General features: G+C 37.5%; 12 protein-coding genes and 1 pseudogene. 8 read left to right on the top strand and 5 right to left on the bottom strand.

All coding sequences use genetic code 11. From position 1 onward, the window contains the following. Positions 1-202 precede the first annotated feature (202 nt). On the bottom strand, positions 203-1,483 hold the full coding sequence (locus O1449_RS15205; protein WP_087547577.1) for a hypothetical protein: 1,281 nt from the start codon (positions 1,481-1,483) through the stop codon (positions 203-205). Between the two features lie 97 nt (positions 1,484-1,580). Between O1449_RS15205 and serB the strand changes: the two genes are divergently transcribed. The 3 genes from serB (at position 1,581) to O1449_RS15190 (ending at position 4,170) form a co-directional block, all read left to right on the top strand. Next, a complete protein-coding gene (serB, locus tag O1449_RS15200) occupies positions 1,581-2,801 on the top strand; it encodes a phosphoserine phosphatase SerB (protein WP_004659767.1) in 1,221 nt (406 codons plus the stop codon). A gap of 405 nt (positions 2,802-3,206) precedes the next feature. Next, positions 3,207-3,542, top strand: coding sequence for a ciprofloxacin tolerance protein AciT (gene aciT, locus O1449_RS15195; protein ID WP_269238738.1), 336 nt, complete (start codon positions 3,207-3,209; stop codon positions 3,540-3,542). 148 nt (positions 3,543-3,690) lie between these two features. Continuing rightward, positions 3,691-4,170 carry an SCP-2 sterol transfer family protein gene (locus O1449_RS15190; RefSeq protein WP_269238737.1) on the top strand — a complete coding sequence of 160 codons (480 nt, stop codon included), beginning with the start codon at positions 3,691-3,693 and terminating at the stop codon, positions 4,168-4,170. 48 nt (positions 4,171-4,218) lie between these two features. Here O1449_RS15190 and dtd read toward each other — a convergent pair whose 3' ends face one another. Next, the gene (gene dtd / locus O1449_RS15185) at positions 4,219-4,659 is read right to left on the bottom strand and encodes a D-aminoacyl-tRNA deacylase (RefSeq protein ID WP_269238736.1); all 441 of its coding nucleotides are present in this window, start codon (positions 4,657-4,659) and stop codon (positions 4,219-4,221) included. Positions 4,660-4,811: 152 nt separating this feature from the next. Between dtd and pncB the strand changes: the two genes are divergently transcribed. The 4 genes and pseudogenes from pncB (at position 4,812) to O1449_RS15165 (ending at position 9,042) form a co-directional block, all read left to right on the top strand. Beyond that, positions 4,812-6,026 (top strand): nicotinate phosphoribosyltransferase, encoded by a 1,215-nt coding sequence (gene pncB / locus O1449_RS15180; RefSeq protein ID WP_269238735.1) that lies wholly within the window; start codon positions 4,812-4,814, stop codon positions 6,024-6,026. A 378-nt stretch (positions 6,027-6,404) separates the two neighbouring features. Next, a complete protein-coding gene (locus O1449_RS15175; RefSeq protein WP_269229306.1) occupies positions 6,405-7,253 on the top strand; it encodes a sulfurtransferase in 849 nt (282 codons plus the stop codon). Next, a complete protein-coding gene (gene asd / locus O1449_RS15170; protein WP_269238734.1) occupies positions 7,250-8,101 on the top strand; it encodes an archaetidylserine decarboxylase in 852 nt (283 codons plus the stop codon). The genes O1449_RS15175 and asd overlap by 4 nt, the downstream gene beginning before the upstream one ends. Before the next feature lie 140 nt (positions 8,102-8,241). Beyond that, positions 8,242-9,042: pseudogene (locus tag O1449_RS15165) on the top strand (IS5 family transposase). A gap of 56 nt (positions 9,043-9,098) precedes the next feature. Here the strand turns inward: O1449_RS15165 and O1449_RS15160 are convergent. The 3 genes from O1449_RS15160 to O1449_RS15150 all read right to left on the bottom strand — a co-directional run bounded on the left by O1449_RS15160 (position 9,099) and on the right by O1449_RS15150 (position 11,395). Further along, complete coding sequence (locus tag O1449_RS15160; RefSeq protein WP_269238733.1) at positions 9,099-9,596, bottom strand: YfbU family protein; 498 nt, start codon at positions 9,594-9,596, stop codon at positions 9,099-9,101. A gap of 89 nt (positions 9,597-9,685) precedes the next feature. Beyond that, entirely contained in the window at positions 9,686-10,447 is a 762-nt protein-coding gene (locus tag O1449_RS15155) for a substrate-binding domain-containing protein (protein WP_269238732.1), read from the bottom strand. Positions 10,448-10,759: 312 nt separating this feature from the next. Continuing rightward, positions 10,760-11,395 (bottom strand): CatB-related O-acetyltransferase, encoded by a 636-nt coding sequence (locus O1449_RS15150; protein WP_269229309.1) that lies wholly within the window; start codon positions 11,393-11,395, stop codon positions 10,760-10,762. 324 nt (positions 11,396-11,719) lie between these two features. Between O1449_RS15150 and O1449_RS15145 the strand changes: the two genes are divergently transcribed. Then, positions 11,720-12,769, top strand: coding sequence for a hypothetical protein (locus O1449_RS15145; RefSeq protein ID WP_269238731.1), 1,050 nt, complete (start codon positions 11,720-11,722; stop codon positions 12,767-12,769). Positions 12,770-12,857: the final 88 nt, after the last annotated feature.

Genomic DNA, 12,857 nt, shown 5'->3' with positions numbered 1-12,857 from the left:
ACCTTTTATGCTGCCTTATAGGGCACTAGTATTCGATAAATCTGGTGTAGTTTACCGTATTTTAATAAATTTCGCCTGTGCTTCTTTATCAATTAAAAAAGTGAATCAAGCAAATAATAAAGCAACGCTTTATCCTAATGGGCATTTATAGCCCTGTAAGGGAGCGTTGCATTTTGAATTTGAACCGATACATTCGATCGAGCTAAGATTCAGTCGAAGCTTTTACTTTTTTACCCATCAAAATTTCAGTGCGCAGGTTTTGTGCTACGGTGGCACATTGCTCATTCATCCCATTAATCATAAAGGCATGACGAGTCATGATACTACTCGGATTTGGCATCACAACTAATTCATAACTATTTTGAACCGTTTTGAGTTGCTCATGATTGAGGTGTAAAGCTGCTTCCTTGGCATGTAAGTGTTGAGTTAAGCGCTTGGCTGCCTCAATCGCATCTAATTGCATCGCTTCTACAGCACTAGCAACAGCACCGCGCGTTTGTAGTGCAAAACGTTTATCTTCACGATAACGCTTATATAAAACATCTGCCAATAACTGGAAAACAGCACCAATCATCATCAGACATTCTAATGCATGGGGATGTTCTGATGTCGTCGACAAGGTTGCGCCTTCAGCATTAAATTCTTGAACGACGTTCATTTGTGCAGCGTCGAGTTGGTAATGCTTCGCACAGAGATCAATGCTTTTATCCAAGAATAATTGACAGAGTTTAAAATAAGGTACAGAAACGGATTGGTTGACACTGCTCAACAGTTGTTTTGGATCATAAAACTGGATATTCAGTGCGACGGTTTGATGATCTAAATTGACTTGTTGATCTGTTGTTGGAGCTTTTTCAATACGTGATTTTGGTTGAGCTTTTGCCTGTTGCTGTGCTTGTGCAACTAACGTGACTGTATTTTGCTTCTCAAGTGCGAGAGCCTGAGTTAAACGTTGAATTTCATGTTTAAGATGATTTTCCTGATTGATACGGGCTAAATATTCACTACGTGTTGGACGTGCAATGGCACGATACGCCAACCAGATCAACCCATGAATAAATAAAGATGCCAAAATCGCCAGCCACTGCGTGCGTAAGATTTCACCAATACTTGGTTGGATAAGCGTAATTTCAACCGTTCCAACTTTCTTTTCATTTTGTAGTGCATCTCGAACAAAGACCTCACCTTGACGCGTCTTTGCCATACCACTGGTTGCAAGGACTTGTTTATTGGCATCGAGGATACGAATGGATGCGACACTTGGGTTGGTTGCATAACGGTTGGCCACCAGTGCCAATGAGACCGTGTTGGCAGGTTCCAGTTCTGAAAGGCTATCTGCCACAAGCTGACTGGTCATCAGTTGTCCCTGACTGGTGCGGTTTTCATTGAGTTGATGTGTCGTTGCAATCACCAGTAAAAAGGTATGCAGTGCAAAACTTACGATCAGCAGGCTAGCAAATAGCCCTTGGCGTGGCGCATTCAAGTTAAACTTCCAAGATAAATAAGAGTCAAATAGATTCAGGTCAGGTTATGTTATGATTCTTACATACAATAGTTGTCGCTCAAACACGAGTCAATTCATGCGTGAAATCATTCTTATATCCTTTTTAGGACCAGATCAACCGAATCAGTTTACTCGATTAATGCAGGTACTTTCCGTGCATTCTTTGCAAATACTCGATGTGGGTCAGGCTGTTATCCATAATCAACTCACTTTAGGAATTGTTGTTGCTTCGGATAATGAGACTGCAACAGCATTAGCAATGAAAGAGATTTTGATTTTAGCACATGATATTGGCTTAACTGTGCGATTTAAACCAATCTCCAACGCAGAATATGATCAATGGGTGAGTGAAGGTGGGCGTACCCGTTATATCGTGACGGCACTTGCACCAGAGCTTACCGCTGCGCATTTGCAGGCAGTCACTAAAATTGTATCGAGTCAGGGCTTCAATATTGAAACAGTAACACGCTTATCTGGTCGTTTAGATCTCGATGCAGAAAGCCAATTTCCACGTCGTGCCTGTGTTCAGTTTGGTTTAAGTGGACAAATGTTGGATGCACAAGCGATGCGAGCTGCATGTTTGAGTTTGTCAGGTGAGCTGAATATTGATGTAGCGGTACAAGAAGATAATGCTTACCGTCGTAATCGTCGTTTAGTCTGTTTTGATATGGACTCAACCTTGATTGAACAAGAAGTGATTGATGAATTGGCGCTAGAAGCAGGCGTCGGTGAACAGGTCGCTGAAATTACTGAACGTGCCATGCAAGGTGAACTCGATTTCCAACAAAGTTTTCGTGCACGTGTTGCATTGTTAAAAGGCTTGGATGCTTCTGTATTACCTAAAATTGCAGAACGTTTAACCGTGACGGAAGGGGCGGAACGTTTAATCTCGACTCTGAAAGCATTGGGATATAAAACGGCAATCTTATCGGGTGGTTTCCAGTATTTTGCTGAATATTTACAAGCAAAGCTCGGTATTGATGAGGTACATGCCAATATTTTAGATGTACAAGACGGGTTGGTGACAGGTGAAGTCAAAGGCGCAATCGTGGATGGCGCACGTAAGGCTGAATTATTGCGTCAATTGGCAGATAAAATGGGAATCTCATTAGAGCAGGCGATGGCTGTTGGTGATGGTGCCAATGATCTACCAATGCTATCAATCGCAGGTTTAGGCGTAGCGTTCCGCGCAAAACCACTTGTTCGTCAAAATGCGAATCAAGCGATTTCGAGTGTAGGTTTAGATGGTGTTTTGTACTTATTGGGTATGCATGATAAAGATTTAAATCGTGCTTAACACGCGAGTTCTTAGATGTAAATAAAGCCGCTTTCAAAGCGGTTTTATTTATTCTACAAGCGTCATTAATTCGTCATATTTATGTCTAAATGTATAGAAAAACAACGATAAAAAAATTCTGAAAAAAGTTTCTGAATGATTAAAAAGAGCTATATTTTTTTGTAATGACACGCCGCAATTGATGCTATATAGCACTTTGAGACTTTTGTAATTTAAGAAAATGTAATGACAAAAGCATATTGCGACATCTTGTGTCGTATGGTTAATTTCAGACACTTTTTTTCTATAAAAAACCCTCCATAATGCTTAAAGACGTTAATGCAACACCAAATACTGTTTAGAGATTACAGAACAAATATGAGGTTTGGGCATGATCCAAACCACCTTTTAAAGACGGAGGTTTCTATGGAAGCAGCGAATTTCACCATGTGGGTTGGATTTGGCTTAATCGCTGTCGCAGTTATTGCTGTTTTCTTTTCTCCGTATCGTCGTTGGTTAGGTTTTATGCTGGCAGGTATGATGAGTTGGGGGCTGTTAGAAGTGGTGCGCTTTGCTATGCAAACCATGTTCGAAATGTCAGTTGCCTATAGCTATTTGACAGCTCTAAGCCTTGCGATGGTCACGGTTACATTCATTCTTTTACGCGAAGATCAACAAACTAGGAAACAATTGGAGAAGCGTCAATATATTGAACACACACCTGTCTACAAGGATGATCAACAACAATGTTCTAGCCGATAATTTATAATAATTTGAACTACATCAAAGGCATGCTCAGGATGCCTTTTTTGTATTAATTTTCTGAAACAAAGCTTTTACAGAGTTTTCTACAATTGTGCTAGGATACGGTTGTCTTAAATTTCATCATAATACTGTAGGCATAAATGTCATGAAGCTTTCTTCTTTACCTGTGATTCAGTTACCGATCGTTGATGTAAGCACTGATCCATTAGATTTATTGGTGGCAGGTTTGGCGTTACGTATGAAGCAATTGGCACGTACTAGCCCGAAGTTTATTGAGTTGGTTCATGACCGTGAATTCCGTATCCAAATCGGTACTGATTTAGGTTTGGCACGTCAGATTATTGTTAATCGTGGCAAAATTGATACGGTTGCGGGTGGTCCTGAAAAAGCTGATTTTATTTTGCAATTTGCTTCAAGTGAGCAAGGTGTAAAAACTTTGGTAAAGGGTGATCCAACTGCATTCATGACAGGTATGCAAGATGGCAGCATTAAAATGGAAGGTGACTTCAGCTTGTTAGTTTGGTTTAACCAAGCAGCTAAATTGATTCCACCAAAAGTGCCAAAGCCAGTAAAAGAAAAAATCCGTCAAGCACGTGCATTTATTAAAGAAAAAACAGGTAAATAAACCAACCTGAAAGAAAACTCCCTAAAAGGGAGTTTTTTTATGTCTCATTTATTCAATTTCTAAATTAAAAGTCACTGGTCCGTCATTGATTAAATGAACTTTCATATCGGCTGCAAAAACACCTGTTTGTACATTTTCAAATTGCAGTTGTACGTATTCAACCAATTGTTCATAGAGTACTTTGGCTTCCGAAGGGGGCATTGCAGGTCCAAAATCAGGACGTAAGCCTTTTTGTGTTTGTGCCATCAAGGTAAACTGCGAAACCAATAAAAGTCCACCTTTGGCTTGACTGACATTCCACCCCATTTTGCCTTGTTCATCATCAAAAATTCGATATTTTAAAATTTTATCAATCAGTTTTTGCCCTTTCTCTAGTGTATCTTCTTTGCCTAGACCTAAAAAGACCAGTAAGCCGTGTTGAATCTCCCCCGTGGTTTGACCCTCAACCACCACTTTTGCTTCGAGAACTCGTTGAATTAATGCACGCATAAGATTGAAAAAAACAGAAAAATGAAGTGGGTAAGTTTAGCAGAGACACGCTATAAAAATGAGTTGTGCAGCAAAAGTCTACTATTCAATATGAGTCAATTGATTGTATAACAATAGCCATTATGCAAAAGAATCGGTTATAACCATCCGCTATGTCTGCCATTATTCGATCTTTACTCGACACTGACTTATATAAATTCACCATGCTACAAGTGGTGCTGCATCAATTTCCACAGACGCATAGCGTGTATTTATTTCGCTGTCGAAACTTAGAAGATACGGTTTATCCTTTGGTTGAGATTCTAGAAGATCTAAATCATCAGCTTGATTTACTCTGTGAATTGCGTTTTGCTGAAGATGAATTGCAGTATCTTCGTTCTTTACGTTTCATTAAAAGTGATTTTGTTGATTATTTAGAATTATTTCAGCTTAAACGTCGTTTTATCCAAGCAACGATTGATGATGCCGGTCGATTAGATATCCGTATCGAAGGGCCGATGGTTCAAGCGATGATGTTTGAGATTTTTGTATTGGCGATCGTCAATGAATTGTATTTCCGCCGTATCCGTAGCGATGAAGTATTGGCGGAAGGTGAACGTCGCTTACAACAGAAATTACTTCAGTTAGAACAATATGCTAAAGAACAAAAAGAGAGTGATCCACCATTTTTAGTTTCGGATTTTGGTACACGCCGTCGTTATAGTTTTGAATGGCAAAAACATGTGGTACAAGCCTTTCATGCGGTTGCACCAAAAGTGTTTCGTGGAACCAGTAATGTTCTACTTGCTAAAGAGCTGGGTATTAGCCCAATCGGGACGATGGCACATGAGTTTTTACAAGCCTTTCAGGCTTTGGATGTGCGATTGCGTAATTTTCAAAAGGCAGCGCTAGAAGCTTGGGTACAAGAATATCGGGGGGATTTAGGCATTGCCTTGACTGATGTGGTGGGAATAGATGCCTTCTTACGTGATTTTGATTTGTATTTTGCCAAACTGTTTGATGGCTTACGCCATGACAGTGGTGATCCGTACGAATGGGGCGATAAAGCCTATGCGCACTACCGTAAATTAAAGATTGATACCAAAACCAAGATGCTGACTTTTAGTGATGGTTTGAATTTAGAAAAAGCATGGTTATTACATCAATATTTTAAGGATCGTTTCCAAGTGAGTTTTGGGATTGGGACGAATTTGACCAATGATATGGGACAGACGCCATTGAATATTGTGTTGAAATTGGTGGAGTGTAATGGTCAGTCGGTGGCCAAAATTTCCGATAGTTCGGGCAAAACCATGACTGACAATGAAACTTTCCTTGCATATTTAAGACAGGTGTTTGATATTGAACAGAACGAAGTTAGTGTCTAAGCAAACAAGTTGATAGGATGGTGGTGATGGCGGTGTCTTACTGGGCATTTTTTAAATATTAGGTTCAACCTTCGGTTCGACCTACTTTTCTTTCGGGAAAAGTAGGCAAAACCATTGTCATCCACAAAACCTGTTCACTTCCTTCTTCTATTTTTATATTTCGCAGAAACAATATCTTGTAGATATTTCGCAGGTTGTGGATGACGTTTTCGAGTATCCAATTTAATGGGATAGGTTATATTAAATCTCAAAAGCATTATGGATATTCGTCAGACAGTATATCTACTTTTCTGCTAATTGAATGCAAAAAATCAGACAAAGATAAAAAGTCGGCTATGCTAAAATCATCCCCAATGCGGATGACAAAACAGCATAAAAATGACTGATGTAGATTTTAAACTGGGTTTACTGATTGAGCCTGAAGAAGTTGTACCTTATATAGGACATGAGCTGATTCGTGTCGTTGATTTAAGCCGAGCATCGGTTTATGAACAATTGCATATTCCTCATGCCATTCATTTACAGCCTAAATTCTTGGTTGCACAGCATGAACAGGCCAATGGGGTATTACCTGATCTAGCAGGTTTGCAGGCTTTAATTGAGAAATTGAATATTACCCCTCAGCACCATGTCGTGGTCTATGACGATGAGGGTGGCGCATGGGCAGGGCGTTTAATCTGGAATTTGCATTGTCTTGGTTTTAACCGCACCAGTTTGATTAATGGTGGGATTCATGCTTGGTTAGGTGCAGCTTTGCCAACAACCGCAGATGTTGAAAAAGTCATACCAGTCGCTGATCTTCTAAACGTTGATTTAGAGACGGTGCAACAACATCGTATTGAGTACAACGAATTACTTCAGCAAGTGCAAGAACAGAATATTCAGCTCTGGGATTGTCGTACCAATGAAGAATATACTGGACTACGTTTAGCTGCACGACGCGGTGGTCACATCCCAAATGCATTGCATTTTGAATGGAGTACTGCCCTAAACCGTGAAAATCATCTAAAATTACACTCGCTTGAACGCACACAACAACGTTTAGAACAATTAGGCTTTAATTTACAACAACCTGTCGTGGTGTATTGTCAGTCACATCATCGTTCTGGTTTGGCGTATATATTGGCAAGATTGCTCAATTGGCAAGTCAGAGCCTACGATGGTGCGTGGAGTGAATGGGGCAATCGCCTCGATAGTCCTATTATTTCAGGGGAGTCACCGTCTTGAGTTTTTCAGCAGATTTAAAAAAACAACTTTTTATCAAAGCACAAAATTTAGTACCGCAACATCAACTGAGTCGTGTTATTGGCAAAGTTGCAGCAAGTGAAAACGTTTTGGTGAAAACTGCTGTGATTCAAGCATTCAAAGCAAAATACGGCATTGATATGAGTATTGCCGAACAAACGAATCCAAATCAATATAAATCATTTAATGAATTTTTCACTCGTGCATTAAAACAAGGTGTACGTGGTGTAGATGAACAAGCAGATAGTATTGTTTGCCCTGCGGATGGTGCGATTTCACAGTTGGGTAAAATTGAAGCAGGTGATATTTTTCAAGCCAAAGGTCAAAGCTTTTCTGTTGATAAATTGATTGGCGATCCGCAATTGGCAAAACCATTTATTGATGGTCAGTTTGCAACGGTTTACTTGTCACCGAAAGATTATCATCGTGTACATATGCCATTGGCTGGCACGTTGACCGAAACTTTATATATTCCAGGTGAGTTGTTCTCAGTCAACCAAACCACGGCTGAAAATGTCCCGGGTTTGTTTGCACGTAATGAACGTATGGTGTGTTTGTTTGATACTGAACTTGGTCGTATGGCGGTGGTCTTAGTCGGTGCAATGATTGTTGCAGGCATTGAAACTGTTGCAACAGGTAAAGTAAAACCATCTGGCAAAGTTGAATTACAACATCACCAAATGCAGTTAGATAAAGGGGCTGAGTTAGGTCGTTTCTATTTAGGTTCTACTGCTGTGGTTTTATTTGAAAAAGATAAAATGGTGTGGGAAGCGCAGTTTAAAGCCAATTCAACTGTAGTAATGGGTGAGCGTTTAGGTCATTCGATTTAATTTAGATGTGATTTTTAAAAAGCTCCAAGTAGGAGCTTTTTTTATCACTGTGAATCGTGTAGTAAGTTCATTAGAACCTATCCAATATTAATTTCATTCTTTTTTGGCAATTGGAAAAATAATTTGTTAAATTCTCCCCCATGAGAAAACCATATCCCAGCGACATTAGTCGAGAAGCCTTTAAAGAAATTGAACCGTTACTATTGAGCGGAAGAAAACAAACACGTCCAAGAGTCGTTGATGTCTATGAAGTGTTTTGCGCCTTGCTCTATATTCTAAAAAGTGGATGTCAATGGAGTATGCTTCCTCGAGACTTTCCCCCTAAAAGCACTGTGCATTATTACTTCTCGATTTGGAATAGAAAACCATCAGAAACTGAACCTAGCATACTTGAGCAAGCTTTAAAAAAATGTGGTTGGCTAGGCCCGTATCAACAATGGACGGAAAGAACAAACGAGCTTTATCATCATTGATTCACAAAGTGTAAAAAACACAGATACCGCACGTAATAAAGGCTATGACGCTGGTAAAAGAGTTTCAGGGATTAAAAGACATATTATTGTTGATACTCAAGGTCTGCCTCATGGAATATTTATTACGACAGCAGATAAACAGATCGTCAAGGTGCATTAGATGCCATAACTTTACATAGAGACACCTTACAAAATGTAGAGGTTGTACTTGTTGATGGTGGTTATACAGGCGAACCCTTTTCTTTGGCTGTTAATGATTTAATCAGAGCGCGAGTTGAAGTTGCTAAACGAAGTGAATTACATAAATTTGCAGTCATACCACAACGCTGGGTTGTGGAAAGATCATTTGCTTGGTTAGAAAAATGTAGAAGGCTTTGGAAAAACTGTGAAAAGCACCTAAATACGAGCCTTCAGTTCATTAATTTAGCCTTTTTAAGGCTACTTTTGCATGGAAAATATTCTAGATAGGTTCTAACATCATAGCTTCGCATAAGGCGTATTATGTTAATTGTAGGAAAACTTCATTATCTTCCTAAAATCTCGATTAGCTGTTCTTTGGTTAAACTATAAGGCTCACCAAACTCTTGCCACTTAGCAATCATTCGTTTATACACATGAACTTTAGCTACATGAGAGTTTCTGTATCCATTTTGAATTACATCAGTAAAACAATGGGATTTTTCTAAAGCATCAACAAAGCCCATAAATTCAGTTTCATTATTACCATCAAAACCAGGGAACTTAATTTGATGTTCTGAAATTAGGCTCTTATCTGATAGTCCATCATAAGCATCTTCAATCATTTGATAGATTTGTAAGATATTTAAAACAAGTTCAGCATCATCATCAGATAAATTTTCAGAGAAGTTATCGAAACTTTGTGAATATAGCCACTTATGACCATCACGTAGTTGTTCAGCTAACTTTAAGTGATAGTCTGAATTATCAGCATCTAGATGGCTTAAAATTTCATACTGATTAGCTAGAAATAGTCGTTCTTTATCTGTTAATTCAATTTTCATTTCTATCTCTAAAAAAATTGTTGTCTGCAAGATTCTTTAATACTTGTTTAAAGAAATGTGACTATTTGGGCTTAATTCATAAAAATAAATTACTTTGTCCAACCAAATTTTTTGAAAATAGTATTACCTTGTTGGGATTTTAAAAATTCTATAAAACTCTTAGCTTCAGAATTTTTCAAACTATGTTGAGTTAAAGCAATACCTGTATCGCGATAAATAACCAAATTTGGCTCTATAGGAATGATTTGACCTATATCAGGATTGCTAATACCCCAAATATTAAATACTAACCAAGCATCATAGCTACTGTTTTCTTCCCAATTTTTTTTGGCAACTCCTGTATTAGGAGCAAACATGACAATGTTTTTTCTAAATGACTTGGTTAATTGAATATTTCCAGTTCGACCCGCAATATCCTCCCACATACCGACTTGTCCTGCACCATGTGTAACTAAAACTTTTGTATTAGGCTTAGCAAGATCATGAAACCCCTGAATATTTTTTGGGTTCCCTTTTCTGACTAAAATAGCAGCAGGACGTATATATATCGGTTCTATAGAATCTTTTATAATTTGATTAGAGAATTTTAACTCTAGATCAGACATCATGGCCTCAGAGCCACTATAAAATATATCGGCATCTAATTTAGCTTTTTCTGCCCATTGTGCTGTTGGTCCTGCGACGACATTTACTTCAATTCCAGTTTTATTTTTAAATTGCTTCGCAGCCTCATGGATAGCTGGTGCAGGACCACCGGGGCCGTATACATTAATAGCGGCTATGGCGTCTATAGAAAAACAAGATAGTATTAATGGAAAGAAGTAGTGACTTAGTCTATATTTTTTTAACATTTTCAATTACCTGGTTGATGTATTAAGCACTATAATGTTATTTATTATCAGTTTTTTTAATTTTTGTATTAATTTTCCTGCTATTTGTATTTTTAGCTGCATAGGATTTGGTTGATTAGCTAATTAAAACATAAACAAAAATTGATTTGAAAAAGAGTCTCTTAAATGTTTTATAAAATGACTATTAATTGAACGCTTCTGTGATGAAATTTAAAAATACACACCTCTTATTAGCGTGCATTTTTAAATTTTTATGGTGAGGTTATGATTTATATTAATTAAAAATATAGGTTTGATTGAGGGATTTTAATATTAATCATTAACTAAGTGGTAATACCTTTCTTTTAACAGATTGATATCGGACTGCACTAAATAAGGAATTAATTGATTAAACTTTTCTGGTTCTAAATCATATAATTTTAAATTTAAAAGTTCTTGTATTACCTCATTACTAAACCTCATTTTCACTTTTTGAGCAGGGTTTCCTGCTACGATACTATACGGCTCAACATCTTTCGTTACGATACTACCAGAGGCTACAATAGCGCCTTCCCCAATATTAATTCCTGGCATAATCATAGCTCTCATACCAATCCATGCACCATCTCCAATGATTGTATCTCCCTTCATTTGATAAGCATCAACAATATGCTCCATAAATGGATACAAACTAAACCAATCTGTACGATGGGTATGATTACCTCCCATGAGAATTACGGCTTCTGCAGCAATACAAACATAACTACCAATATGCAACTGATCTATTTCCCAAAGAGGTTCCCAAGCTTTTAAACTGTATTCATCACCATACAGATATCTCACTACACTTTGTTCAAATGAATCACTCCATGCATGGCTGTAGTAACTGGTTGTACCTTTAATATGAATATTTGGATTCTTAACTGTTTGATGTAAATATTCAACTTGTGACCAATGTGGTTTGTTCATTCTCTTACTCTTAATCGTAGCTAATTTTGTAAAGATGAAATAACAAATTTATTTTTCTAATTCAATTATGATCAAGTAACAATTTAAATTTATTATTTATTTTTCAATCAGATAATTTGATAAAAAATGTAAATAATTTGTTTATTTGCCTTGAACTCATAAAAATTTATTTTATCTAAATTAATGATTTAAATATATTAATAAATATCAAACATAAGGAATTCTAAGCATATGTAAAAATAGCCGTTTTAGCTCATGAACTGCTAAAAATTTTCTTCATTCAAGCCAAACAACTTTGTAAACTTTTATTTAGAGCTTTTTTTAATGCCAAGTCAAAAAAACATAAGTAGGCTTTCTACTTCTGCCTCTTCTGAAAAAAATAGTCGAATAAGTCGATTCAATCCCGTTTCATTTATTCCATTATTAGGAGCTATTTGTTATCCATTCTTGCTGATGCTCTTTCATGAAGTTGCTAGCACATCGGCAGAAAAAATGAACTTACTTCAGATTTTAATAGCATCTTTTATTCTTATCTGTACTCTGTTAGTTCCAGTTACAGGGATTGTTGTGTCATGTTATGCGAACATCCCGAAGAACGTTAGACGTTTAGCTTATGCCTGCGTGGTATCTCCCACGCTATATGTTTTACTAGGGGTAGTACAAGCTCTTGTTGGAAGTTCTATTCCTGATCCATGGATTTGGTGCATCATATGGCTGCTTGTAGCAATATGGGCATTTCGCTCAACTGACTATAACTCTTCTTTAGAAATGCCTATTAATATGGCACGGTGGCGAGTTGCCCATGGAATATGTGCATTAATTGTTTGTGTTTACGTTATTTTCCACTTGGGAAATCATCTGGTAGGGCTGATTGGACCTACTCAATATGAAATCGTTATGAATATTGGGCGGGTTATTTATCGTGCCGCTTTTATCGAACCATTATTGGTTGCTGCATTCTTGTTTCAGGTAGGAAGCGGACTTTATCTAGCATGGAAATGGAGCGGAAAAAAACACGATTTTTTTCGGACTTTTCAAATTGCATCAGGGTTGTATTTATCTATTTTCATTCTAGGACACATGAATTCCGTTTTTATTTACGCTAGAACTTATCTCGGAATTGAAACAGACTGGAATTTTGCCACTGGGTATCCTTCAGGACTAATCTATGATCCATGGAATATACGTTTAGTACCGCATTATTTTCTAGGTGTATTTTTTGTTTTAGCTCATCTTGCAACAGGACTAATGTTTTTATTTAAAGCTCATGGTGTTAGGCAACCTGTAATCAATTACTTTTGGGGAGTTGGTCTCATCGGAAGTTTGATTGTTGCATCTGCCATAATTCTTGGAATGATTGGTTTTAGAATTTGATTTTTACCAAGTAAGTAATGTGGAATTTTCCTAAAATTAACATAATGGCGCTTGTGCGAAACTATCTATAAAAATTATTTTAAATAAA

The organism is Acinetobacter sp. TR3, from assembly GCF_027105055.1.
Lineage (GTDB): Bacteria > Pseudomonadota > Gammaproteobacteria > Pseudomonadales > Moraxellaceae > Acinetobacter.
Note: the sequence above shows the minus strand (reverse complement) of the source record. Positions and strands in the feature narration are given on the sequence as shown.